The sequence below is a fragment of the Parafrankia elaeagni genome (assembly GCF_000374165.1).
In the GTDB taxonomy this organism is placed as follows: Bacteria; Actinomycetota; Actinomycetes; order Frankiales; family Frankiaceae; genus Parafrankia; species Parafrankia elaeagni.
Genome location: NZ_KB893737.1, coordinates 21471 through 46102, shown reverse-complemented (window position 1 = coordinate 46102; position 24632 = coordinate 21471). Strand labels below are relative to the sequence as shown.

General features: G+C 72.4%; 18 protein-coding genes. 7 read left to right on the top strand and 11 right to left on the bottom strand.

Features of this window, described 5'->3' with window-relative positions:
- The first annotated feature begins 83 nt into the window (after positions 1-83).
- Positions 84-2462: a type I polyketide synthase gene (locus B207_RS34690; protein WP_018638375.1), complete on the top strand. Its 2379-nt coding sequence runs from the start codon at positions 84-86 to the stop codon at positions 2460-2462.
- A gap of 113 nt (positions 2463-2575) precedes the next feature.
- On the opposite strand, the gene B207_RS0119970 is transcribed toward B207_RS34690, so the two are convergent.
- Together B207_RS0119970 and B207_RS0119965 are read right to left on the bottom strand one after the other, a co-directional pair.
- Positions 2576-3589, bottom strand: a complete 1014-nt coding sequence (locus B207_RS0119970; RefSeq protein ID WP_018638374.1) for an intradiol ring-cleavage dioxygenase — start codon at positions 3587-3589, stop codon at positions 2576-2578.
- A gap of 145 nt (positions 3590-3734) precedes the next feature.
- Positions 3735-4529, bottom strand: coding sequence for a hypothetical protein (locus tag B207_RS0119965; RefSeq protein WP_018638373.1), 795 nt, complete (start codon positions 4527-4529; stop codon positions 3735-3737).
- Between the two features lie 390 nt (positions 4530-4919).
- Between B207_RS0119965 and B207_RS0119960 the strand changes: the two genes are divergently transcribed.
- Positions 4920-5351, top strand: a complete 432-nt coding sequence (locus B207_RS0119960; RefSeq protein WP_154675500.1) for a hypothetical protein — start codon at positions 4920-4922, stop codon at positions 5349-5351.
- Between the two features lie 2 nt (positions 5352-5353).
- On the opposite strand, the gene B207_RS34685 is transcribed toward B207_RS0119960, so the two are convergent.
- A complete protein-coding gene (locus B207_RS34685) occupies positions 5354-6619 on the bottom strand; it encodes a serine/threonine-protein kinase (RefSeq protein WP_051102596.1) in 1266 nt (421 codons plus the stop codon).
- A gap of 232 nt (positions 6620-6851) precedes the next feature.
- On the opposite strand from B207_RS34685, the gene B207_RS0119950 reads away from it, so the two are divergent.
- Together B207_RS0119950 and B207_RS0119945 are read left to right on the top strand one after the other, a co-directional pair.
- Positions 6852-8219, top strand: a complete 1368-nt coding sequence (locus tag B207_RS0119950) for a hypothetical protein (RefSeq protein ID WP_018638371.1) — start codon at positions 6852-6854, stop codon at positions 8217-8219.
- On the top strand, positions 8216-9460 hold the full coding sequence (locus B207_RS0119945; protein ID WP_018638370.1) for a transporter substrate-binding domain-containing protein: 1245 nt from the start codon (positions 8216-8218) through the stop codon (positions 9458-9460). The genes B207_RS0119950 and B207_RS0119945 overlap by 4 nt, the downstream gene beginning before the upstream one ends.
- Before the next feature lie 72 nt (positions 9461-9532).
- Here B207_RS0119945 and B207_RS34680 read toward each other — a convergent pair whose 3' ends face one another.
- The 5 genes from B207_RS34680 to B207_RS0119920 form a co-directional block, all read right to left on the bottom strand.
- Entirely contained in the window at positions 9533-10849 is a 1317-nt protein-coding gene (locus tag B207_RS34680; RefSeq protein ID WP_018638369.1) for a VWA domain-containing protein, read from the bottom strand.
- 25 nt (positions 10850-10874) lie between these two features.
- Positions 10875-12881 (bottom strand): tetratricopeptide repeat protein, encoded by a 2007-nt coding sequence (locus tag B207_RS0119935; RefSeq protein WP_230205125.1) that lies wholly within the window; start codon positions 12879-12881, stop codon positions 10875-10877.
- Between the two features lie 634 nt (positions 12882-13515).
- A complete protein-coding gene (locus B207_RS0119930) occupies positions 13516-14091 on the bottom strand; it encodes an FHA domain-containing protein (protein ID WP_018638367.1) in 576 nt (191 codons plus the stop codon).
- On the bottom strand, positions 14091-14687 hold the full coding sequence (locus B207_RS0119925) for a hypothetical protein (RefSeq protein WP_154675495.1): 597 nt from the start codon (positions 14685-14687) through the stop codon (positions 14091-14093). Before B207_RS0119925 ends, B207_RS0119930 begins: the two co-directional genes overlap by 1 nt.
- 37 nt (positions 14688-14724) lie before the next feature.
- Positions 14725-16164 (bottom strand): MFS transporter, encoded by a 1440-nt coding sequence (locus tag B207_RS0119920; RefSeq protein WP_026311249.1) that lies wholly within the window; start codon positions 16162-16164, stop codon positions 14725-14727.
- A 485-nt stretch (positions 16165-16649) separates the two neighbouring features.
- Between B207_RS0119920 and B207_RS0119915 the strand changes: the two genes are divergently transcribed.
- Positions 16650-18503, top strand: coding sequence for a TerD family protein (locus B207_RS0119915; RefSeq protein ID WP_154675494.1), 1854 nt, complete (start codon positions 16650-16652; stop codon positions 18501-18503).
- Between the two features lie 127 nt (positions 18504-18630).
- Positions 18631-19632 carry an aldo/keto reductase gene (locus B207_RS0119910; RefSeq protein ID WP_018638363.1) on the top strand — a complete coding sequence of 334 codons (1002 nt, stop codon included), beginning with the start codon at positions 18631-18633 and terminating at the stop codon, positions 19630-19632.
- 38 nt (positions 19633-19670) lie between these two features.
- Here the strand turns inward: B207_RS0119910 and B207_RS34675 are convergent, their stop codons facing one another.
- Entirely contained in the window at positions 19671-20330 is a 660-nt protein-coding gene (locus B207_RS34675; RefSeq protein ID WP_063820947.1) for a TetR/AcrR family transcriptional regulator, read from the bottom strand.
- Here B207_RS34675 and B207_RS0119900 point away from each other — a divergent pair.
- Positions 20307-21299, top strand: coding sequence for an NAD-dependent epimerase/dehydratase family protein (locus B207_RS0119900; RefSeq protein ID WP_230205124.1), 993 nt, complete (start codon positions 20307-20309; stop codon positions 21297-21299). The genes B207_RS34675 and B207_RS0119900 overlap by 24 nt on opposite strands.
- 91 nt (positions 21300-21390) lie before the next feature.
- Here the strand turns inward: B207_RS0119900 and B207_RS37040 are convergent, their stop codons facing one another.
- On the bottom strand, positions 21391-21966 hold the full coding sequence (locus tag B207_RS37040) for a hypothetical protein (protein ID WP_018638360.1): 576 nt from the start codon (positions 21964-21966) through the stop codon (positions 21391-21393).
- A gap of 17 nt (positions 21967-21983) precedes the next feature.
- The gene (locus B207_RS0119890; RefSeq protein WP_230205123.1) at positions 21984-24617 is read right to left on the bottom strand and encodes a hypothetical protein; all 2634 of its coding nucleotides are present in this window, start codon (positions 24615-24617) and stop codon (positions 21984-21986) included.
- Between the last annotated feature and the right edge of the window lie 15 nt (positions 24618-24632).

Here is a 24632-nt window from a genome sequence, read left to right as displayed (position 1 = left end):
CGCCGCCGACGACCAGTCCCGTCCGCACGGCCCCGTCCTGTCCGCACGGCCCGTCCTGTCCGCACGACCCTCCCGGAGGCATCGTGACCGCGTCCGCTGACCGGCTCATCGAAGCGCTGCGCGCGACGATGAAGGAGAACGAACGGCTGCGCCGGCAGCTCGCCGCGACGTCCGAACCCATCGCCGTCATCGGGATGGCCTGCCGCTTCCCCGGCGGCCCGCGCACCCTGCGCTCCCCGGACGAGCTGTGGCGGTTCGTCGCGGCCGGTGGCGACGCCATCTCCGGCTTCCCGGACAACCGCGGGTGGGACACCTCGGCCCTGCCCTGCTTCGGTGGCGGCTTCCTGCACGACGCCGCCGACTTCGAGCCGGAGTTCTTCGGGATGTCGGAGAACGAGGCCCTGGCCGCCGACCCGCAGCAGCGGCTGCTGCTGGAGACGTCCTGGGAGGCGTTCGAGCACGCCGGCATCGACCCGCGCACGGCCCGGGGCAGCCGCACCGGCGTGTACTTCGGCGTGATCTTCCACGACTACGGCTACCGGCTGCGCCCGCCCCCGCCCGGCATCGACGGCTACACCTACTTCGGCAGTGCCGGGAGCATCGCGTCCGGGCGGGTCTCGTACACACTCGGGCTCGAAGGCCCCTGCGTCACTCTCGACGCGGCCTGCGCCTCGTCCCTCGTCGGCCTGCACCTGGCCAGCCAGGCTCTGCGGCGCGGCGAGTGCTCGCTCGCGCTGGTCGGCGGGGTGTCGGTGCTCGCGACGACCGAGCTGTGGGAGGAGACGACCCGCCAGGGCCAGGGCCTGGCCCCGGACAGCCGCTGCAAGTCGTTCGCCGCCGCCGCCAACGGCACCGGCATCTCCGAGGGCGTCGGTGTCCTGCTCGTCGAACGGCTCAGCGAAGCCCGGCGCCACGGCCACCCGGTACACGCGGTGGTCCGCGGCAGCGCCGTCGACCAGAGCGGTGCCACCAACGGGTTCACCGCCCCCAGCGCCGCCTCCCAGGAACGTCTGATCACCCGCGCCCTCGCCGACGCCGGCCTCACCCCCGGCGACGTCGACGCCGTCGAAGGACACGGCACCGGCACCCCCGTCGGGGACCCGATCGAACTCGCGGCCCTCCTCGCCGCCTACGGCCGCGGACGTCCCGCCGACCGCCCGCTGTGGCTCGGCTCGCTGAAGTCCAACCTGGGGCACACCCAGGCGGCGGGCGGGGCCGGCGCCATCATCAAGGCGGCGCTGGCGATGCGGCACGGCGTCCTCCCGCGCACCCTGCACGTGGACGCCCCGACCCCGCACGCCGACTGGTCCGACGGCAGCATCGCCCTGCTCACCCAGCCCCGGCCCTGGCCGGCGACCGACGGCCGCCCCCGCCGGATCGGCGTCTCCTCCTTCGGCGCCAACGGCACCCTCGCCCACGCGATCCTCGAACAGCCCCCCGCCGAGCCCGAGGCTGAGTCTTCCGCCGAGCCCCCCGCCGAGCCCCCCGCCGAGCCCGCGCTGGATGTGCTCCCATGGCTGCTGTCGGCGCGGTCGCCGGCCGGCCTGCGCGGCCAGGCCGACCGGCTGCTCACCCACCTCGCCGAGCGGCCCGAGCCCGCCCCGGTCGACGTCGCGTACTCGCTGGCGACCGGCCGCTCCGCCTTCGAGCACCGCGCGGTGCTCGTGGCCTGCGACTCCGCCGCTTTCCGGCGCGGCCTGGCGGCCCTGGCAGCGGGCTCCGACCCGGAGACGACCGGCCCGGACGCCTTCGCCGGAGTCTCCGCCGTCACGGTGACCCGGGGCGCTGCCGGCACCGAGGGCACCGGCCTGCCCACGTCGGACGGCACGACGTCCGGACCGCCGCTCGTCCTGGTGTTCCCCGACCGGCCCGGCGCGCTCGCGGGAACCGGCAGCGCGCTCGCCGGGCGCTTCCCTGCCTTCGCGGCCGCACTGCGCACCGTCGGCCCGGCACCCGACGAGACCTCGCGGGCGGTCTGGACGGGATTCGCCGTCCAGGTGGCCCTGGCCCGACTGCTGGAATCCTGGGGGGTGCGTCCGGACGTCCGCCTCGGCCAGGGATCCGGCGAGATCGCCGCCGCGCACCTGACCGGCACCCTCACCCTCGACGACGCCCGCGCCCTCATCTGGGCGCCGCCGTCACCCGCACCCTCGTCCGGGCCGATTCCCTGGGACGTCCACCGCATCCCCGCGAACGCGACGACGGTGATCGTGGGTCGGCCCGGGCCGGACGGCGGACCGAGCGCCAGGTCCGCTGTCGTACCGGAGGGGAGAGCCGCTGACCTGGCGCTGCTGTCGCCTGGCCGCGATGAGATCCGCGCCGTCACCGAGCTGCTGGCCGCCCTGCATACCCGGGGCATCCCGGTCGACTGGAATGCCTTCTTCGTGGGGGCCGGCGCCCGCCGCGCGGACCTGCCCACCTACGCCTTCCAACGCCGACGCTTCTGGCTGGAACCCGGATGAGGGTCTCGACCTCCGCCGGCGTCGACCTCGCATCTACGACCTCGAAGTACCGGCTGGAGTGATGCCGGTTCTCGGTTTCGGAACAGGCCTCGTGCTGGGCCGGAGGCGGTCGGTCAGCTGGACCTGGCCGGTGGTTGACCACCGGGTGCGCCGGACGGGGGCTGCCCGCCGCCGGGGCCCTGGCCGCCTCCACCCGGAGCCTGCCCTCCGCCACCTCCGCCGGCTGTGGTGGTGGTGTCGACGCCGACGGCGAGGGCGACGGTGTACCCGGTGGTGACGTCGCCGGTGACGGTGCCGAGCTGGCTGGCGGCGGAGTCCTCGCCGAAGACGTTGTCGTTCGCGAGGCTGACGCGCGCCAGGTTCGTCACCGAGGCCTCGTAGCCAGCCTGCGCGTAGACCTGGTCGCAGACGTCCTGTGGCAGCGCGACCTGTGAGGTGGCGACGGCCCTGGTGGAGTCGGCGATGCTGGCCTGGTCGGGGTAGACCTCGAAGTGGACGTGCGGCCAGCGTCCGGAGTAGCAGGCCGGGAAGATGCTGGTGAAGCGGACCGTGCCGGCGCTGTCCGCGATCTGGACGCCGCGCAGGTAGTTCTGGTCGGCGACGCCCTCGGAGTACATCGAGTAGCGGCCCTCGCGGTCGCAGTGCCACACGTACACGGCCACCCCGGCGAAGGGGGCGCCGGCGTTGGCGAGGTCGGTGACCGTCAGTTCCAGCGTCATGGGCACGCCTTCGGCGGTGCCGGTCGCGCCGCCGAAGCTGGAGCGGATGTCGCTGCGGACGACACCGCTCTGTTCGAGGACGTCCGGCCCGTTCGACCCGTCGCCGGGGTAGGGGCCGGCGGTCTCCTCCGGGATCTCCCCGGCAGCCGTACCCGCCGCGGTACCGGCCGACGCGGACGCCGCGGCACCCGAGGATCCCGCGGCTCCCGAGGATTCGACCTGGCCCGGCGTGCAGGCGGCGAGGCCCGCCGCCGCCGCACCCACGCCGAAGAAGGCGAGCATGCGCCGCCGGCTCACCATCGTCCCGACGTCGAAGGCCAGCCCCTGGCCGACGATCTCCTCCTCGGGGCGGGCCAGTGAACGGCCCTCGTAGGTCGGTGTCCGGCTCGACCGGTGACGGTTCGCCATGTCTTCTCCCTCGGCGCGCGGCTGATCCTGTACCGCCACACTGCTCGAGCCGTCCTTGCGGGTGCTGTGCGTCACCTGTGCTGTGGCTGTGCGAGCAGGCCCTGGCCGCTGGGTCGGGTTGACGGCAGGGGAGGCGACATCATCATCACTGGTTGGTCAGTTTGTCCGCGATCTGGTCGATGAGGCCCTGCTCGACGGCCGGCGGCGGGACGTCCTGGATGTTGTGGACCTCGAGCTCGACGGCGACCTGGCCGACGTAGAAGTAGACGGTGTCGAAGACGTAGCCGTAGGTGCCGTACTCGTCCGTGATGCCCATCGAGGTGCGGACGAGCGCGGTGGCTCCCGGTGGCGGGGACGGTGTCTCGACCGCGACGATCTCGTAGGTGAAACCGCTCGAGTCCTCACCTGCCAGCTGCTCCTCCAGTGCGCCGCGGTAGCAGTCGGCGAAACGGGGGCTCGTCACGATCTCGGCGTTCTCGCTGATCTGCTCCGCGGGCAGAATCTTTGCCCGGCTGATCGCCTGGAAGTCGGATTCCTCGATGTTGGTGAAGATGTCGCCCGTCGTCTCGTCCGAGGGCGGGGGCGGGTCGTAGCCGGGGACGCCGACACACGCCGCGATCTCGGCGCGCATCGCGCTGCTGTCGCTGTCCGGGTCGTCGGCGCCGCCCGAGCTTTCGAAGTCCACGGTCTCCGGACCGGCCGTGAGCACGTAGTCCCCCGCGCGCAGGTCTTCCGCCGGGGTACCGGTGGCCTGGGCGGGAGCGGCTGTGGGCGCGGTGGTGGCCGGCGGCGCCGCCACTGGTGCCGTGGTCGGCGTCGTGGCCGGGAGGGCCGCGAGGCTGCCCTCCTGGCATCCCGCGGCCATGACCGCCAACACCGACGCGACGATGCCCCCGGACACCGACCGAAACACACTCCGGTCCCGCCGCCTGCCGCCCATTCCTGCCTCCGCGAGATTCACCCGAGCCGTTTCACGAACGGTCGTCAAAGTTGTTGTCGAGGAGCAACACGATGCCGGAGAAGGTCGGATCCGGCGTTCGTTTTCGGCTGTCGTTCGTGGGACACGTGTGAGCACGAAGAGATCTGACCTTGATTTGGCGGGCTGCCTTCCGGTGAATCTTCGCGTTGCCCCCCTTGACGGGCGGGCGTCCGTGCCGCTGTGCGGCCTGCCGCGCTCCTGTGATGTCGCGCAGCGGGGTGGGCGCGTCACTTTCGGTGCGCCGCCGGTCCGGGTTGGCGTTGTTCGTTAGGCGACACGTACACGTGCACATCCGGCGAACGGTGCAATCTGTGTCGATCCCTCCTCTCAGGAAAGGCGCAGATGAAGATCATGGCCAGGCGGCGGCAGGCACCTTTCGTCAACCGGGCACTCGCGGTCGCGCTCACCTCGGTCGCGGTGGCCGGATTCTCGGCCTGCGGTTCCGAAAGCGACGCGGACAGGTTCGCGGAGAAGCTGCGCTCCCACGGCTACGGCACGGTCGACGTGTCAGCGGACCGGGAGAAGAAGAACGGGAAGTCCCGTCTTGTCGCCTACGACGCGCACATCATCGTGAACACCGACGCGGACCCGCAGACCTGCGACGTCGAACTCGAGAACGACGTGCCTTCCTCCGGCAAGGGCCTCGTCGGCGCCTTCGACGTCGATGAGATACGCGATGCCCGCGGCACCCAGCACGAGGTCGAGAACGACAGCACCTGGCCGGACAACCCGACGCTCACCACACTGCGGGCCGAGCTGGCCGAGCACGCCGTCGACTGCTGACGTCACACCCGGTCCGCCGCGCCCACGGACGGGTCCGGAGCGGGAAGCTCCTTCTCCTGCTGAACCCACCACAGGAGGGCCTCTCCGGCGCGGAGGGTGTCGGGGTGGAGGTGGCCGAGGATCCGGCGGCGGGTGGCCAGGACGTCCGCGCCGACCGCGCGGGCCTCTCGGTACCGGCCGAGCATGCCCAGGTAGACGGCCAGGTTGAAGGCCGAGACCAGTGTGTCGGGGTGGTCGGGCCCCAGGGTGTCACGGCGCCGGATGAAGGTCTGCTCGCCGAGGGCGTGAGCGGCGTCGGCGCGACCGTCCTGGGCGAGGTCGATGGCGAGGTCGTGGGCCGAGACGAGAGCGTCAGGGAGGACGAGGGTGTCAGGGGGGGTGGGGGGACAGGGCTGCCGCGCCTCGGCGGCACGACGGACGTCGTCGTCGAGGTACAGATGCATGCCGGTACGGGAGATCCACCGCGGACCGTAGGCAGCGGCCGCTGCCTGGGCGAGGGCCAGGGAGAACCCGGTGGCATGGGAGTACCGGTCGCCGGGGTCCGCGGCCAGCGCGCGCATGATCGCCGCGGCGACCGGGCCGGGCACGTCGGTCAGCGGCGGCGGGCCGTCCTGCTTCTGCTGCCAGAGGATGCCCAGGTGATCCGCGCGGAACGGGGGCCGGCCGGAGAGCATCTGGTAAAGCACGGTGGCGAGCGCGTACAGGTCGGTCGCCGGGGTGAGTCGGCCGCCGGTGAGCTGTTCGGGCGCCATGTAGACCGGCGTGCCGACGACTTTGCTGGCGGTGGTCGCCGCTCCGGCCAAAGGCTTCGCGATGCCGAAGTCACTTACCTTGACCGTCCTCCCGTCCGCCGTGAACAGAATGTTGTCCGGTTTGAGATCGCGGTGCAGCATGCTGCGGTGGATCTCGGTCAGCGCCGCGGCCACCGCCAGGCCGAGCGCGCACACCTGTTCCGGCCCCAGATCGGCCTGGCGCCGGGTCAGGGTGCCGCCGGCCAGGAGTTCCATCACCACCAGGAACAGGGCGTCGGTCCTGATGGAGTCGTAGACCCGCACCACGTGTGGATGGTCCAGCGTGGCGAGGAGCCGATCCTCGGCGCCGGTGTCGTCCGGTCGCGCCAGGGCCGGCATCACCTTGATCGCGGCCGGGCGGCCCATCTCCCGGTGCGTCGCGGCCAGCACCAGCCCGAACGACCCCGAACCCAGCTTCTCGCCGATGAGGTAGTGCGGCAGTGCCCTGGCGAGCTCCGCGTGGTCGACGACCATCATCGGGCATCACGGCGGCCTGGTCCTCTCGGCCCCGTGGGCTGGCACACGCCCGCCGGCCGACGGGTGGACAGCGCTGGTGTCGGCGTGACCCGAAACAACCGGTTACCAACCTTGGTCATGTGGTTCTTCGCGGTGCGGGTACCCGAGTGGTGGGCAAGCCGATGATTGATGAAGAAGACTATATTGCCGGATTGTGGTCAACACTGTACAGCGCGTGGCTCCGGCGCAAACCGTGAGCGGCCGCTCGGCGGCCGTCCGGCGCCGGCTCGACACGCCGAGCCGGCTTCGCTGGGCCGCGCTCCTGGTGGCCGGGTGGCTGCTGGTCGCGGCGGTGGCGGCGACCGGTCAGACGGTGCTCGGCGGCGCCGCACTGGCCAACACCAGGGATCGGGCGGGCGAGATCGTCATCGAGGCCCAGCATGTCCGCAGCGAGGTGTCGAACGCCGACGCGCTGGCGGCGGCCCTGGCGTTCGAGCACGTCGTGCTCACCGATCCCGATCTCGACACGTCCGAGGAACGGCGGTCGGCCTACCTGGCCCGACCCGGGCGGACCTCCACCGCCGGCGATGTCGAGGACGCCGCCGCGAGAATCGTCCGGATCCAACAGCTCGGCATCACCGGCTGCCTGGCCGGCGCCGGCGCCGGCGGCTCGCCGGCCACACCGGTGTGCGCGGGTGACCTGCTGACGAGGCTGGGGGAGCTGATCCCGCGGTACACCGGTCTGGTGGAGACCGCCCGGGCCCATGTCCGGACGGGCAGCGCGACTGCCGAGGCCTATCTCAGGAAAGCGTCCGAACTGGCCCGATACGAGATCATCCCGCGGGTCGACAATCTGATCCAGATCGCCGGTGACGAGGTCGACGCCGATTTCAACGCCGCCACCGACGGCGGCACCGATCTGCTGCTCCTGCTGCTTTTCGCCGGCGGTGGAACGGGGCTGCTGGCATTGCAGGTCTACTGTTTCCGGCGGAGCCGCCGGGTCTTCGAGGCGCGTTTGTTGGCGGCGACCGGCTGCCTGCTGGCCGCCGCCGGTCTGTTCGGCGCCGGCGTCCTGCTCCGGGAATCACGAGCCCAGAACAGCGTGAGCGAAGGATACGTACCGATGGTGACGCTGTCCCAGGCCCGGGTCCTCGCCTCGCAGGCCCGCGCCGACGAGAACCTCGACATGCTGTCGCTGGGAGTCGACACCGCCTACGACGAGGGGTGGGAGGGCTCGCTCGCCGGTCTCGACCGGGCCCTCACGGTCGAGGAACTGCCGGCGGAGGCCGTGGCCCGCATCGACAGCCGGCTACGGCGCTGGCGTGAGAACCGCACGGAGGTCACGGACCTGCTTTCCGGGGTCGGCTCGGACGGGAGCGCCTTCCGCGACGCGGCGCTGCTGACGGCAGGGCCGGGCGCGGCGCTGTTCGCCGATCTCGACGGGGAGCTTGACGACGCGGCCGGCAGCAGCACCGAAAGGTTCCGCACCCACATGGCGGATGCCACCTCCCCGGTGCTGACGGCCCTCGGTGTGGCCGCCGGAGGTGTTCTGCTCGTGGGGAGCGGGCTGGTCGTGTCGGGCATGGCGCGGCGTCTCCGTGCCTACCGGTACCAGCGGTGAGCGCCGACCTCGGGACGGGCCGGGAGCCGGGGAGACGGCGTCGTGCGCGGCACTCGCGAGCCGCTGCCCTGGCCGCCGCGGCCGCCGTCCTGGCCGCGACCGCGCTCGCCGCCTGCGGCACGACAGAGGCGCGGTTCCCGAGCGAGATCGCCGTGAGCCCGGTCGCCACGCCCCGCCCGTCGCCCGATGTGACGATCACAGGGTCGGCGCGCGTTCCGGGCGGTGGTACCGGCACGGCACCCGGCTCCCTCGCGGCGGGCGGGACGCCGAGGGCGCAGACCTGCGCTGACGGCCGGCCCGTCCGCTGGAGCCCGGCACCACCGGCGTCGATGCCGCCCCCCGGTGCTTTCCCCGCCGGTTCGGCGATGGCCGAGATCCACAGCCGGGGCTACCTGACTGTCGCCATCACCACCGACTCGCCGCCCGCGGGCTCGATGAACTGGCCGGATCTCGAACTGGTCGGGTTCGACGTCGACATCGCCCGGGGTGTCGCCGCCGCCCTGTTCGGCGATGACGATCCTGGCCGGGTGCGGTTCCGGCCGGTGACGACAGGCGACCGTGGCCCGCTTGTCAACGACCCGGACTCCGGGATCGATCTCGTTGTCGCGACCTACACCATCACCTGTGAGAGGAAGGCCGACAACCCGGACACCGACGACGACGGCATCCTGTTCTCCGGGGTGTACTTCGAATCCAGCTTCAAGCTGCTGGTTCCCAGGAACGCCGGTCTCGGCTCCATCGGCGATCTCGCGGGTCTCACGGTCTGCTCGACGTCCGGCAGCACCTCCGAGCGGAAGGTCGCCGACGCCGCCCGGCGGGCGCTGGCCGCCGGCTCACCGCCGCTGACCGTCACCGTTCGTCCGCGCGCCGCCGACTGCCTGGTCGCGGTGCAACAGGGGGAGGCCGACGCTGTCGCGACCGACGATGTCATCCTCGCCGGCATGGCCGCTCGGGATGACTACCTCATGGTCGATCCCGGGGCCTTCGACGAGGCGTTCACCACGCCCGCGGAACAGGCTGACCTGGCCGAGCCGTACGGCGTGGCCCTGCGGCGCAGCGGAACAGGCGTGGCGGCGACGGATGCCGCCCGGGACGACGAGTTCGTCCGGTTCGTCAACGGGGCGCTGCGGGACATGATGCGAGACGGGCGGTGGGCCACGAGCTACCGCACCTGGTTCGAGGAGTTCCTGGGGCCCCGCGCCAGTCCCCTCGAGGAGAACCCGGTCTGGCCGGAGGTGTGAGGCCCCGCCCCGGCCGCCCCGCCCCGGCCGCCCCGCCCCGGGCGGCCGGCTTCGGGCGGCCGGCTTCGGTGGTCAGCCGCCGATGGGCGCGGTCCACCGTGAGCGCAGCTCCGAGACGTGGAGCTCGTGCTCGCTCACATCGGAGCGGATCTCCACGTCACCGGTGGCGGCGTCGATGATCGAGACGAGCCTGTGGGCCAGCAGGTTGATCTTGCCCTGTTCGCCCGCCTCGTAGGCGAGCTGGACCGCGCGGCCCAGGTGCTCGCGTGCCTGCTCCAGGTCGCCCTGGCCGTACGCTGAGATACCCAGACGGACGGCCTCGTCGTAGCCCACCAGCCCGGTGTACCGGGCCACCTGCTGGTTCACCTCGGAGTAGCGGACGACGTCCTCGGTCCACTGGGCGAGGATCTCCGCGGCGGCAGGTCCGGTGCCGTCCGGTCCGGCTCCCGGGCCGCCGTGAACGACCCGGACGCGCCCGGCCAGGCTCGGTAGGCTCTCCTCCTCGTCATCCTCCTCGTCGGGCTCGTCGGGACGCAGGCCGCCGACACCGATCTGGTAGTCGCGCTGCTCGGTTCCCCAGTCACCGATCGGGAAGTCGAACGTCTGGCCGTCGACGGGGACCGCGTACGGGGTCAGATCCTGAATCGTGGGCGCCACCTGCTTGAGATAGCGGATGTGGGCCCCGAAGGGGACCCAGATCCGGAGCCGCACGGCATTCGCCGCCCGCTTCGCCGCCGCCGCGACCAGGACGCGGAAGTCGTTCTGCAGATCCTCGCCGGTGGGTGCGTCGAGGGCGGCGCCCTGCAATCGGCCCGAGATGAACAGGAGGTCCTCGGCCTTCCACCCCTGGCCGATGCCCCGGCAGTCGCAGCGGAAGTGGCCCTCGTTCTGGCGGACCGCGGCTTCCAGCTGTGAGCGCGGAGACCCGTTGTAACCGTCGGTGAGCAGGACCGCCTGTCGGATCACGGCTGCCTGGTCCCGGTCGAACACCTGGCGGGCCCGTACCAGCCAGGTGTCCATCGCCGTCCCGCCGAGGGGTGCGAGCTTGCGGATGGCGGCCACGGCCGCCGGCCGGGTGTCCGCGTCGGCGTGGGCGAGGCCGGTGGCCGGGTAGACGGCCCGAGCCTCGTGGTCGCCGGCGATGACCGCGAAACGGGTTCCGGTCGGAAGGTTCTCGACAGCCACCCGTGCCGCTGCCTTCGCGGCCATCAGCTTGCTGGGTGGGGACCCCATCGAGCCGGAGACGTCGACGATCAGCACGATGGCATGGTGCTCCGGGACGGCCACGGCGCCGCCCGTCGTCGCCTGCACGTTCACGATGGCGTCGATGTCGGTTTCGCCAGGTGGCAGGAAAGGATTCTGGTCGGCCGTCACCTCGAAGGTGATCATTGTGCCACTCCTCTGGGTGCGGATCTCAGAACCAGGTCCAGCGCCGGATCCGATGCGCGTCGTCGACGAGCCGCACCCGGCTGCGGCGGTCCTCGGTGCCGTGGGCCAGCTCCAGCAGCGTCCGCTCCTCGGCGAGCAGGAGACTCGCCGGGTCGCGGCGGTAGTCGAGGACGGTGCCGGCGGGCTGGAGGACTCCCGCTGCGAGCATGGTGCCCGCGGTCCGGTAGATCTCCAGCCGCAGGCCGAGCCGCCGGGCCGGCGGTATGTCGTGCTGGGCGTTCTTCAGCAGCCGGCAGGCCTGGTCCAGGCGCTTCTCCGCCTGCTCCGCGGAGCTGCCGGGTGTTCGCGCGGTGTCCAGGTCGGCGACCAGCGAGGAGACGAGTGCCTCGACCACCCGGGCACGGGCCTCCGGATGGAAGCGTGACGTCTCCGGCACCCTGGAGTAGGCCCTGATCTGATCGGCGGGCGATGACCGGCAGCGGGCCAAGCCGAAGACGGCGCTCGTCGCCGACCGGTCGGCGACGGACACCACGTCGTAGTGCTCGGCCGCCCGGTGGGTGTCGCCGGACCGCTCGTAGGCGACAGCCAGGGCGAGCCGGGGGGCGAGATCGCCGGGCACCGCGGAGAACACCCGGTCGAACGGTTCCACCGCCTCCGCGGGCCTCCCCTCGACCAACGACGCGAGTCCCCGGTACCAGTCCACCCGCCACCCACCCGCCCGTGACGTGCCGCCCGCCGCGCGTCGGTCGCCGCTGTCCCGCGGTTTTCTGTCGTCCCGCGGTTTTCTGTCCTCCCGCTCGATCCGGTCGAGCAGGGTCCGGGCCTCGGCCGGCCGCCCGGCGTCGAGCTCCGCCCGCACCTGCCGCAGCCGTACCTCCACCGTCGTGGGTCGGAACGCGGCCAGCATCCGGGCGGTGGTGGAGGGATCGCCGTCCACCGGGATGGCGGCGAGCGCGGCGGCGGCCGGGTCGCCCGGGTCGACCAGCGGGGCGGGCAGGACACCGCGCGACGACAGTCGCTCCTCCTCCCCGGTGACGTGCGGCAGCGGGGCGAACCGTCGGCTCAGCGGTGGTGGCGATGCCTGCCCGGTCTCCTGGTCGGCCTCCTGCCAGGCGAGGATCTCATGCAGCACGCCGCGCAGTTCGTGTTCCATCTCGGCGGCGTTCCCGAACCGGTCCGCCGGGTCGGGTGCCGTCGCGCGCAGCAGCAGCCGGTACAGGGACTCGTGGTCGCGGAACACCTGCTGCTTCTCGCGCGGCGGCAGACTGCTCCGGTGCCGGCCGCGCAGGCCCCAGCCGGTTCCGAGGACCAGCACGGCCAGGGTGCGGCCGGCGGCGTAGACGTCGGTGGTCACCGAGGGCAGCGACCGTGGCGCGGTGGCTCCGCCCCCGCCGCCCGTCTCGTCGGTGTCATCGATCTCGGGCGCGCGGAAACCCGGCGTGCTCAGGTAGGCCGAGTGCAGGTCATTTTGCCGGCGTGCCCCGCCCAGGTCGATCAGCGTGATGTCGTTCGACCTGGCCATGACGTTGTCGGGCTTCAGGTCGCAGTAGACCAGGCCCAGCTGGTGCAGATGGCCGAGGGCGGGCAGCAGCCGTAGCAGGTACCGCACCGCGTCGGCCGGATCCAGCCGACCGCCGCGGTCCCGCCGCAGCTGGTCCAGCGTGATTCCCCGCACGTAGTCCATCACGATGTACTCGGCACCGTCGTGGGCGACGAAATCGCGGATGCCGACAATGTCGGGATGCACCACGGCGGTGAGGAAGACGCGTTCGGTCTCCGCAGCCTTCCGTGCCTGTTCGTTCTCGGGGTCCACCAGGCCCTTGAGAACCACCCAGGCGCGGTCACCCTCACTGCGGAACTTCGTGTCCTTGGCTGCGTAGATCCAGCCCTGGCCGCCGCGGCCCAGCCGGCCGAGGATTTCGTAACGGCCCTCTACGACGTCACCCCTGCGCAGTTTGACCGAGACCGAGTACGGGTGCGCACAGACGGGGCAGGCGCCTTCATACGCGGCCGTCGTCGACCCGTCGGGCATGAGGCCATGACCGCATCCGGCGCACTGCCAGGCGTCCGAAGGCAGGTCCCGGTCCGACATGACAGGAGGGGGGCCGGAGTCCGGCACTCCTGACACCGCAGGCAGCCCGGTCGGATCGGCTGGCGCCCCGGACTGCTGGGAGGAGGGCTTCCGGCCGCTGCGGCCCTTCCGCTCTCGCCTGGGCGGACGGCCACAGACACCGCACCGCCCGCTCGGCTCGATCACTCCCCTGCCGTTGCAGTCAGGACGGACGCAGGCGCCGGCGGTGGGATCGGTGGTCAACGCCGGGTCGTTCCGCTGCCGGACGGGTTCGCGGCACCGACCACCACGGCTGCCGAGGCCATGGCAGCGCCGAGGCGGGAACATGCTTCGATCATCGACAACCCCCGGAACCGTGCCGATCATGTGCGGAAGGTCATATCGGCCTGAATCCTTGCATGATCCAGGCTGGCCCTGGCGACCGGGTCGTCCTGCCGACTGCGGTGGAGCAGTGCGGCTCGTGGGTGCCGGACCGTCCGCTGGGACAGCCGGGCCGTCCGACCCCTCAAGAATATGCGGAAGCAACAGAACGCATAGGGAGAATGGGGCAGGATGTATAGAAAAGATGTACAGAGAGGACGTGGAACGCGGGACGTTATGCCTGGGCGGTACGGGTGCGGCCCTGCGGGCTCGGCGGGCTCGGCGGTTCCGTCCGGCGGCGGACGGTGATCCTCGTCCAGGAACCGAGGAAGAACCGGTCGTGTTCGTTCAGCGGGATGACATCCTGCCTGGCCAGCCGTGGCCGGCCGGGGCCGAGACGGATTCCGTTGAGAGACCCCGGATCACGCAGCAGATACCGGCCGTCGGGCTGGCGGTCGAGCTGCGCGTGGAACGTCGAGATTCCCGGGTCCGGCGGTGGCTCCACCAGCTCGGTCTGCGCGGGCAGCCGCACGGATCCGCGGCGGAAGCCGACCACGACGGTGGCCGCGTGCAGCGGGATGACCTGGGTCGGCCGCGGTTCCGCCGGAAAGTCCGGGTCCTGGGGGAGGGAATCGTAGTAGTCGCGGTCGGCGTCGATGTGCAGCTCCCAGCGTCTTCCGCGGAAGGGGACCAGGAAAGGCGGCTGCGGCCGTAGGCCGGTGGCGAACTCGAGTCGGCAGCCGAGACAGAACCGTGCTGCCAGGTTGTGCGGCGTGCGGCAGACCGGGCAGGAGGGAAGCTCGGCGGCCATCAGCGGGCCGTGCCGGGAGCGCGCAGGTTCACAGCCGCGACGTATTCCGCGACCAGCCGACCGGCCGCCTCCAGGTCGACCGGTGGCCGGGTGAGCGCCTCACTCGCCGCCGCGTGCAGAGCGCGCAGGGCGGGGTCCTCAACGACGCCGTACCGCCCCGCCCTGGCCTGGAAACCCGTGAGCCGCTGGCGCAGCTCCGCCAGTGACGCCGTCGCTTCCCCGACGGCCCTGTCGTTCGCGTCCACCAGGCTCTGGACGACCTCCTCGGCATCGGCGGCGAGTCGTCGCCAGGCGGGGACTCCGACCGCGACGGCCTGGTCGTGACCGGCCCGCGCGGCGGCCCGCAGATCGGACAGCCAGGGCCGCAGACCAGCACCCTGGCTGTCGAGGAACTCGGGATCGGCGAGCTCGACCAGCCCGGAAGGCGCGGTGAACTGGCCGAAGGCCTGCGTTGCCAGTTCGGACCCGCGTCGCACCAGCCGTTCGAGCTCGGTCAGCACCAGGCCGAGAGCGTCGAGGTCGTCACCGCCTTGGAAACCGGTGGTTGCCTCGGCGTCGCCGATGCTCCGTTCTCTGCCGACGCGCGCACTGGACATGAACAATCCCGCCTCGAACCGTGTCCGCCTCGTGCCTTCACTGTATGAGCAGCATCCCCGATGGCGTCTCCGGGGTACGGCGGGAAAGGACGAGGGAGCCGAGGAAGGCGACACCGACCGCGGCCAGGCCCACGAGAACCGTGGCGAGCAGGCCGGCGTCCGGCCCGTTCCGCGCGCTCTCGGCGAAGAACAGGGCGCCCACGCCGGAGACACCCAGCGCGGAGGCGAACTGCTGCGTCGTGGTGAGGACTCCGCTCACCGTGCCGCTGATGTCGGGCGGTGCCGCCGCCATGACACTCGCCGCCAGCGCGGGAATCACCAGCCCGTTGCCGGCGCCGGCGAGCATCAGCAACGGAGTGAGCTCGTAGGCGGAGATGCCGACACCCTCCACCGCGGTCACCACGGCCATGCCGATCAGCGACAGTGCGGTGACCAGCGTGCCCGCGGTCAGCACCCGCGGGCCGTGCACGGCGACGAGCCGGCGGGCACCCAGCGACGAGAGCGCGAACACGGCGCCGAGCGGCGCGAACATGAGCCCGGCGTTCAGCGGCGAGCGGTGCTGCCCCACCTGCAGGAAGATCGTCAGTGCGAGCAGGAAGCCACCGAAGAAGAGGAAGTAACCCGCGCTCATCACCATGCCGCCGACCACCGGGCGGGAGCGCACCACCGACGGCGGGATGATCGGGTGCCCGCCGCGGCGGGCCAGCCGGGCCTCCCAGCCGGCGAACCCGCCCAGCACGAGGACCCCGCCGGCGAGCGCCAGCCACGTCCACAACGGCCAGCCCTCGTCCCGGCCGAGGGTGAGCGGGATCAGCACCAGCCCGATACCCAGCGTCAGGGTGCCGAGGCCGACCAGGTCGAGCCGCTCCGGGCGAGCCGCCCGTGACTCGGTGACCAGACGCCGCGCGCCGATCAGTGCCGCCAGCCCGACCGGAACATTGACCAGGAAGATCGGGCGCCAGCCGAGGCCGAAGATGTCCAGGTCGAGCAGCACCCCGCCGAGGACCTGCCCGCAGACTCCGCCGAGCCCGATCGTGACACCGAAGAACGCGAAGGCCCGCGGTCGCTCGGCGGGCGGGAAGGTCACGCTGATCAGCGCGAGGACCTGGGGGACCATCGCCGCCGCACCCGCTCCCTGCAACAGGCGGCCGGCGATCAGCACCCCCTCGTTCGGCGCGAGTCCACACAGCGCCGACGCTGCGGTGAACAGCGTCATGCCGACGAGGTACATCCGGCGGCGACCGAAACGGTCACCGAGCCGCCCCGCGGTGACCAGTCCGGCGGCGTAGGTGAACGAGTAGCCTCCGACGACCAGTTCGAGGCCGGCGTTGGACGCCCCCAGGTCCGTCCCGATGCTCGGCGCCGCCACGTTGACGACGAACACGTCGAACAGGCTCATGAAACTGGCGATCAGAATCACCGGCAGCGCCCGCCACCGTCGTGGATCAGGTATCGCCGGGTCGGCTGGTGGCGTCACCGGGCCCCTTCCCCTGAGCGTTCGCCGGCCCGGCCGCGCCCACCGGCTGCCAGCCGGAGGAGAGGTTCGCTGTCTGCCAGCTCGAAAGCCATCGGTCACAGCGAAGTCCGGACAGGGCGCCGGCATTCCCGCACCTGATCGTGCCGCCCCGGATATCCGTGCGGAGGTGCGCTCCGCGGCCTTGCGGCCTGGCGCAGCGGGCCGGCCTGGGCTCGCGCTGATGCAGGTCAGCGGCCTTCGGCGCATCCGCGGGCGGGCTGGGGCAGCTGTGGATCCCGCCTCGGGTGACCCTGGCCACACAGGTGCGCTGCGAGCGATTTGTGTGATTCGTGTGGTCGTCATGTGAACCGTGACGGGTTGTGTTCGCACACACTACTGCTGTGTGCCCGCTGCCCGTACCGCCCGCGTCGAACCTCAACAGCTCGAACCTGAACAGCCCAGGTCAGCGCTCCGCCCGCTTGCCGGCCCCCTTCGCGGTCGTGGACGTGGAGACATCCGGGCTCGCGGCGGCACGGGACCGGATCCTGTCGATCGCCGTCATCCAGGTCGACACGGACGGTTCCGTGGAGGCGGAGTGGTCGACGCTGCTCGACCCGGGATGCGATCCCGGTCCGGTGCACATCCACGGCCTCACCCGGGAGCGGCTCGCGGGAAGCCCCCGTTTCCCGGACATCGTTGACCGGCTGCATGCCCAGCTGGCGGGACGGGTGCTGGTCGCGCACAACGCGTCCTTCGACTGGCAGTTCCTGGCGACGGAGGCCGCGCGGGCTGCCTGGGACCTACCGGTCGAGCGGCGGATGTGTTCCTGTGTGCTGGCCCGCCGTCTCGATCTGCCACTGCCCGACTTCCGGCTGGCGACGGTCGCCGACTTCTGGTCGGTCCCCTTCGAACGGCAGCATGACGCGCTGTGTGACGCCCGGGTCGTCGCGAAGATCCTGCCGCACATGCTGGCCCTCGCCGTCGAGCAGGACGTGGAGCTGCCCATCGCGACCGGCGGCCGGGTGCCGGTGCTCCGTTCGGCCCAGGCGCCCAGGGCCCGTTGTGCGTTCCTGAACCCGGGCCAGCTCACCGCCGCCGGACTCGTACAGGGAATGCGCGTGGCTCTCACCGGAGAGACAGGCACCCCGCGGGCCACCCTGGAACGGCTCCTCACCGAGGCCGGACTGGCCGTCGCGGATGCTGTCAGCCGCCGCACCAGCGTCCTGGTCGCCAACGACAGCGCCGCTGGCAGCGGCAAGGCCAAGGCCGCGGCCGACCACGGCATCCCGGTGATCGACGAGGCGACCCTCCTCCGCCTGCTCGCCGGTGTCACGGCGGGAACGCCCCGCGATACCGGCGGGGCTGACACCGGTTCGCCGGTGCCTGCGACGGCGGTGCCTGCGACGGCGGTGCCAGCGTCCCAGGAGGCTGTCGCTGACGGATCGACGCGCTTCGCTGAAACGCCAGGTAGCGGGTCCCAGGACGTGCGAGGCTCGGTGAGTTCGCCGGTTCGCGTGGCCTCGGGCGGCCGGAAGGCAGCCCGTTCGGCGGCACGACCGCTCGGTGTCCGGCGTGTGCTGGTCCTGGGCGGGCCGCATGCGGACGCCGCCGCCGTCCGGGAACGCGTCATCGAGTCCGGCGGTCTCGCCGCGGTGAACCTGACCGCGAGCGTGACCGACGTGGTGTGCCTGCCCGGCGGTGAGACCGACCGCCGGATGACCCGCATCCGGAGTCGGGGGCTCCCCGTGACCACGGCGGACACCTTCCTCCGCCTCCTGGCGAACCTGGCCGCCGCCGGGCCTCGGCCACCCGGAGGCACCACGGCCTCAGAGCCTCGCGCGCTCGTCCGCGGAGCGGTCGTCGATCTTCCGACGGCGGCGGCCGGCACGCGGTGGACGGTCGCCGCGAACTGGGCCTGGGACAGCACCGTGGAGATCGACCTGGTCGCCTTCCTGGTCGGTGCCGACGAGCTGGTCAGCGACGACGACGATGTCGTGTTCTTCAACCAGCCCCGCACCGACGACGGCGCTGCCACGCTCAGCGTCGACGGACCGTCCGAGCAGGCCATCGCCCTCGATCTCGCCGTGTTGCCGAGCTCGGTGCACCGGGTCGTCGTCGCCGCCGCGCTCGGCGCCGGCCGGACCTTCGGGGAGATCGGTCCGGTCAGCGTGATGGCCCGTACACCGGACGGTCAGCCGTGGCTGACCGCGACGCTGGACGCGGCGACCACCGAGCGGACCCTCATCCTGGCCGAGGTGTACCGCCGGAACGGACTGTGGCGGTTCCGTGCGGTGGGGCAGGGCCACGACCACGGACTGGCTGCGCTGGCACGTTCCTACGGGGTCGACGCCGAGGACTGACCGGCGGCGCGGAGCCATCGGAACGCCCGGGTGCGCGGCAGACAGCCGGCCCGTCCTGTCGGCAGCTCGTGGCAGAGTGATGGCCGGGTCCCTGCCCTGCCGTCGTCGCGGAGAGGACGCTGATCTCGTGGAGTACGTGAAGCTGGGGTCGACCGGTCTGGAAGTCTCCCGGATCTGCCTGGGCTGCATGAGCTACGGAACGCCCGGGAAGGGGACGCACCCGTGGTCCCTGGACGAGGAGGCATCCCGGCCTTTCTTCCAGCGTGCCGTCGAGGCGGGCGTCACCTTCTTCGACACCGCGAACGTCTATTCTCTGGGTCGCAGTGAGGAGATCACCGGCCGGGCACTGAAGGATCTCGCGCGGCGTGACGAGGTTGTCATCGCCACGAAGGTCCAGGGGCGGATGCGTTCCGGTGCCAACGGCGGCGGCCTTTCGCGCAAGGTCATCATGACGGAGATCGACGCGAGCCTGCGCCGCCTCGGCACCGACTACGTCGACCTCTACCAGATCCACCGCTGGGACGACTCGACGCCGCTGGAGGAGACTCTGGAGGCCCTGCACGACGTCGTCCGTGCCGGAAAGGCCCGGTACATCGGCGCCTCGTCGATGCACGCGTGGCAGTTCGCGAAGGCGTTGTTCACCGCCGAGCGCCACGGGTGGACACGTTTCGTCGCGATGCAGAACCACTACAACCTGGTGTATCGGGAGGAAGAGCGGGAGATGCTCCCGCTGTGCGCCGACCAGGGAATCGGAGTGATTCCCTGGAGCCCGCTGGCACGTGGCCTTCTCACCCGCGACTGGGACACCGCCACCACTCGCACCGAGACCGACAACTTCGCCAGGGCGCTCTATCAGGATGACGACCGGCACATCGTCGACGAGGTCGCGAAGATCGCCGCCGAGCGCGGTGTGAGCCGGGCCCAGGTGGCACTGGCCTGGGTCGCGCGCAACCCCGTCGTCGTCGCACCGATCGTCGGCGCGACGAAGCCCCACCATCTCGACGAGGCCGTCGCCGCGCTCGACCTCCTGCTCACCGACGAGGAGGTCGCCCGCCTGGAGGCGCCGTACCGTACCCGCCCCGTCGCGGGGATCTCGGTGCCGCCCCGGCGCCGTCCGGCCCAGAACTGATCAGTGCCGATGCCGTGACCGTGGCCGTGGTCACGGCTCTAGGCGGGCGGTCGTCGCAGCAGTTCCTCGACGGCCGACGCAACGCGGCGGATCATCGCGTCGGGCGTCGTGCCGAGAACAGCGCAACGGGCCTCGACCGGGCCGTCGAGCCACAGCGTCACGTAGCCGACCGCCAGCGACCAGAACATGTGCAGCACGGGCTCCGGGTCGCCGGGAGGAACGGCGCCTTCGTCCTGTGCGGCCAGAACAGCCGACCGTAGCAACTCGATCGGGCGCACTCCTGCCGCCGTCACCTCCGGATGCGCGGCCGGTTCGGCGAGTTCGGGGCGCAGCATCACGCGCATGTGCGCTGGATGATCGGCGGCGAAACCGGCGTAGGCCACGAGCAGTTCACGCAGGGTGGCGACGGCGTCGGAGCTGCCGGCCCGCGCGGCGTCGAGCCGAGTGAACAGCAGGTCGTGCCCGTCCACGACAATCGCCGCGAACAGCGCAGCCCGGTCGGGAAAATGATGGTACGGAGCGCCCGAGCTGACTCCGACCTCCCGGGCGAGCCTGCGCAGGCTCAGCGCCCCGACACCTTCCACCGCCACCAGGTCCAGACCGGCGGCGAGGAGTCGCGCGCGTAGCGCGCCGTGGTGGTAGGGCCGCCCACCGGGGTCGACGCCCGAGTCGGCGTGACTGGCTTCGTCGCCGGCCACTGCGCGATCGACCTGCTCGACCACGGCTTCGACGTCCGTGGCACGGTCCGCGACCTGTCACGGGCACCCGTCGACCACCTGCGCGCCGCCGCACAGCGGACCGGAGGGCGGCTCGAGCTCGTCCCGGCCTCGCTGCTCGAGGACCCCGGCTGGGACGCCGCCGTCGACGGCGTCGAGGTCATCGAGCACGTCGCGTCGCCGGCACCGAAGTACCGTCCCCGCGACGAGGAGGAACTGATCCGTCCCGCGGTCGACGGCACCCTGCGTGTGCTCCGGGCCGCGGGCCGGGCCGGAGTGCGGCGGGTCGCGCTGACCTCGTCGGTCGAGGCCGTTCGCAGCGGGCACGACATGTCCGGCGGGCGGGAGTGCACCGAGGACGACTGGTCGGTCGTCGAACGCTGCGAGCCATACGCCAAGAGCAAGACGCTGGCCGAACGGGCCGCCTGGGCGGAGGCCGAACGACTCGGGCTGGAACTCGTCGTACTCAACCCGGGCCTCATCCTCGGCCCGGTCCATGGCCCGGAGGTCAACGTCTCGGTCGACGTCGTGCGGCAACTGCTCACCCGGCAACTGCCGGCGCTGCCTCGGCTCGGCTTCGCCCCCGTGGACGTGCGCGACGTGGCCGCCGCACACCGACTGGCGCTTCAGACGCCGGAGGCCGCCGGCCGCCGCTACATCCTGGCGACCGAGGCCATCTGGCTCGCGGACATCGCGCGGACTCTCGCCCGCGAGTACAACCCCCGCGGCTTCCGCGTCCCGGAGCGGCCGATCCCCAGCTGGACTGTCCGGCTCGGCTCGCGGGTCAACCCCACCCTGCGACTCGCGCTACCACTCCTCGACACACCGGCCCGCACCTCGTCCGCCCGTGTTCGCGCCGAACTGGGCTGGATCACCCGCGACGTGCGGACCACCATCGTCGAGACCGCCGAGTCACTCATCGCGAGCGGCGCGGTCCCCGGGCGCGGCTGAGCGGGTGGGCGGCCGAACGGGCCGGTGCAGGCGTCCTGCCGGCCGTGGTGGCCGGGCGCGGTGGCAGCAGCCCCGTCCGCGAGACCCTGTCTCAGATCACCGTGTCCGGGCCACCGGCGAGATCGTCCGGGTACGCCTGGACGTCGTGGTAGGCGTCATGGACGGCCGCGTGGTCGTGGTCAGATCCGAACTCACGGTCGTTCTCCGTCGGGTCGTCGAACCCGGGATAACCATCCTCGGTGGCGGCGGGGTCGTCGTGCCCGAGGCCCGGGTCTGCCTGGTCATCGCGGTTCTTGCCCTCGTCAGGAGTGCCGTCGCCGCCGTGCCTGACGCTGTGCTCGTGATCGTCGGCGGCCTTCGTCCCGTCCGACTCCCGGTGCTTCTCGTGGTCGCCGGCGCCATCGTGGTCGCCGGCGTCGGTAGCGCTCGCGGCGTGGCCGTCCGAGACCATGGCCGCACCGGCGTTCGACTCGTGCGCCGGGCCGGTGTGCGGGTCGCCGTCCCAGCCGCCGTCCCAGCCCTCGCCCCACCCGTGATGGGCGTCGGTGTGGTCGGCGGCCGGGTCGTCGGCGTGCCGGGCCGGGGGCAGCCCGGGGTCGTCGTGCGGCCCGGCGTAGGTGTCGACGTGCGGGCGGGCCCGGTCGAACTGACTGCTGAAAATCGACATGTCCGCTGCCTCCGCGGTCAGAAGTCGGCGAACCGGGGAGTGCTGACGGCGTCCCGGGCGGCGCGCACATGGTCGGCGATCGCGCCCCGGCCCACCCGGATCCCGGCGTTCGCCGGGTAGCGCCGCAGGACGTCCAGCCGGGCGAGCCGCCGCCCGACGCCGCGCAGGACCGCCTCCCGGCTGTCGGCGGGTGCGCCGCGCAGCTCCTGGGCGAGCCGGCGCGCCGTCTCCCACCGCAGCGCGAACAGGTTCTCGGTGAGGACGTAACCCAGCACTGGCAGTGTGGTCGTCACCAGGGTGTTCCACCGGTCGAGCACCGTGGCCCACCCGCGCGCCGACTGTGCCCCTACCGCGGCAGTGCGCTTCTCGCCCTGCGCGTAACGGGTGTAGACCTGGCTGGCACCCGAAACCAGGAACACCGGATTCAGCAGGGCGGCGACGCCGAGTGACACCGCCGCGCTGGTGTAGTCGGGCCGTGGAAGCGCCGCCGGGTCGAGGTCGAACAGTCGCGCGACCTGCGCCGCCAGCTGGCCGGTTTCGGCGGCGGCCCGCTGCGCCGGAGCCAGCGCGGAGCGCAGCCGGGTCTCCTGCGCCTTCAGCCAGGCCGGCTCCCGCCCGCCGGTCAGCGGCTCCAACAGCCGGGCGTCCCGGTGCCGGACGAACGCAGGCAGGACGGATCCGACCTGGTCGAGGTGCCGCTGCAGCTCGACCAGGCCCTCGGCGAGCATCGCGGCCGTCCGTGCCCGGCTCTCGTCATCCGCCGGCAGCGGCACCCGCCCACCCAGCCCCGCTCCAGCACTGCCACCACCACCACCGCCGCCACCACCACTGCTGACATCCACGCCCGCGCCGGCGCTGCCGAGCAGGGCGGAGTGCAGCTCGTAGAAGGGCCCGAAGATCGTGTAGAGGAAGTAGTCCTCCTCCAGCCCGACCGCCGCGCGCAGCATGTCAGGGATGTCGCGCGGGTCCGCCAGCGCGTGCCGGCCGGCGACGATCTCGGTGTGGACCGCCCGTACCAGTTCCAGCTGCCCCACGATCGTCGTCTCCGCCGCTGCGGTGGCCACCCGCAGTTCCGCGCGCGACTCGGTGGACGTCCCGTCGACCAGCCGCAGGTCGGTGTGCGGCAGCAGCAGGTCCACGCCGGGGCCACGGACCCGTAGTGCGTCCGCCGCCACCGCGCAGGCGACCGGGCGCCCGTCCGCCAGCTCGGCCGGGTAGGGGCCCTCGGCCAGCGTCAGCTCCGCGGCGGTGCGCAGCGCCGGATGCTGGTGCAGGCGCCGCCCGAACACCGCCGACTCGCTCTGCACCGTCACCGGGCCCTGGTCCGGGTCGAAGATCACGAACCGCTCGGCGGAGCCGGCGACCCGAAGCCGCGGGTCCACCAGGTCGAAGCGGGCCACCACCTGGGAGCTGTGCAGCTCCTGCAGCTCCAGGGTGGTGTCGTGGAGCACGCAGTCGAGCCGGGCCGTCTCGGAGCTGCCCGCCACGCCCCGCGCGGAGACCGGCGCGGACGTCCCGACGGCGGAGGTTCCGCCGGCTGAGGTTCCGCCGGCTGAGGTTCCGGGGGCTGATGTTCCGGGTGCGCCGGCGCCGGCGATACCTGCCGTGGCCACCACCGCGCCGACGTCGCCAGCAACGCCGCTCGGGCCGCTGCTGGCGGTGTCGGCGGTCGGCGGCAGTGCCGTGGCCCCGGCGTCACCGGGCTTCGTCAGGGCCACCGGTCCACCCCCGGGAACCACCGTGGGCCCGGGCGCCGTCCCGCCGGCGGAGACCGAGGTGGCGGACCCGGGAGTGGGCGCCGTCGCACTCAGGAAGGCGTGCAGCACCTGCGGGGTGACCAGGTGCAGGATCGCGCCGGTGAGGAAACGGCCGTCGAGGACGGCGCCGCCCCGCAGCTGCGCGGCCGCCGGGCCGGCGGCGCTCAGTTCGATCCGGTTCCGGGGCCACTCGACCAGCGTCCGCCCGCGGGACCGCAGCTCCAGCCGCCCACCGCGCACCACGACGTACGCCGTCAGCTCCGGCGCCGCGGCGGGGGCGACGGCCGTCGAGCCAGCGGCGGCGGTCATGGCAGTGGTGGCGGTGACCGGCCCGGGCCCGGCCGGTGCGGCAACAGGGTCATCCTCGAACAGCGGCGTCACCGACACCGCGCACGGGCTGACGAACGTCGTCGACACGGCATCCGGCAACAGCCGGCCGTGCAGGCCGGTGAGGGTGGCAAGCGCCTCAGGCGGCAGCGGACCGGGCGTGGACGCGCTCAGCGTCCGCCCCGCGGGAAGCCGTAGGTCGACGACGAGGCGGCTGCTGTACGCGACGAGCTCGACGGTCACGTCCGGGTCGACGGCTGGTTCAAGCGCGCAGACGGCACCTGCGCCGAGCACGCTCGTCTCGTGGACGTACACCGCCGGATGGTCGGTGATCAGTACTCGGCGGCTTCCCATCAGGGAGAAACCACTGGATGCGTGCTCCCGCAGCGGGAACCAGGCGCTGTCGAACACGATCCGGCCCTGGACCGGCGGCGGGGGCGCCGGCGCTGCGGGCGCCCCGATCGGAAGCCGCCCGGCCAGCCGCCCGGCCCGACCCGCGCCCGGCCCCTGGCCGGGCAGCCCCTGGCCGGGCAGCCCCTGGCCGGGCGGGCCCTGGAATCCCTGCATCTGCCCCGTCCCGTC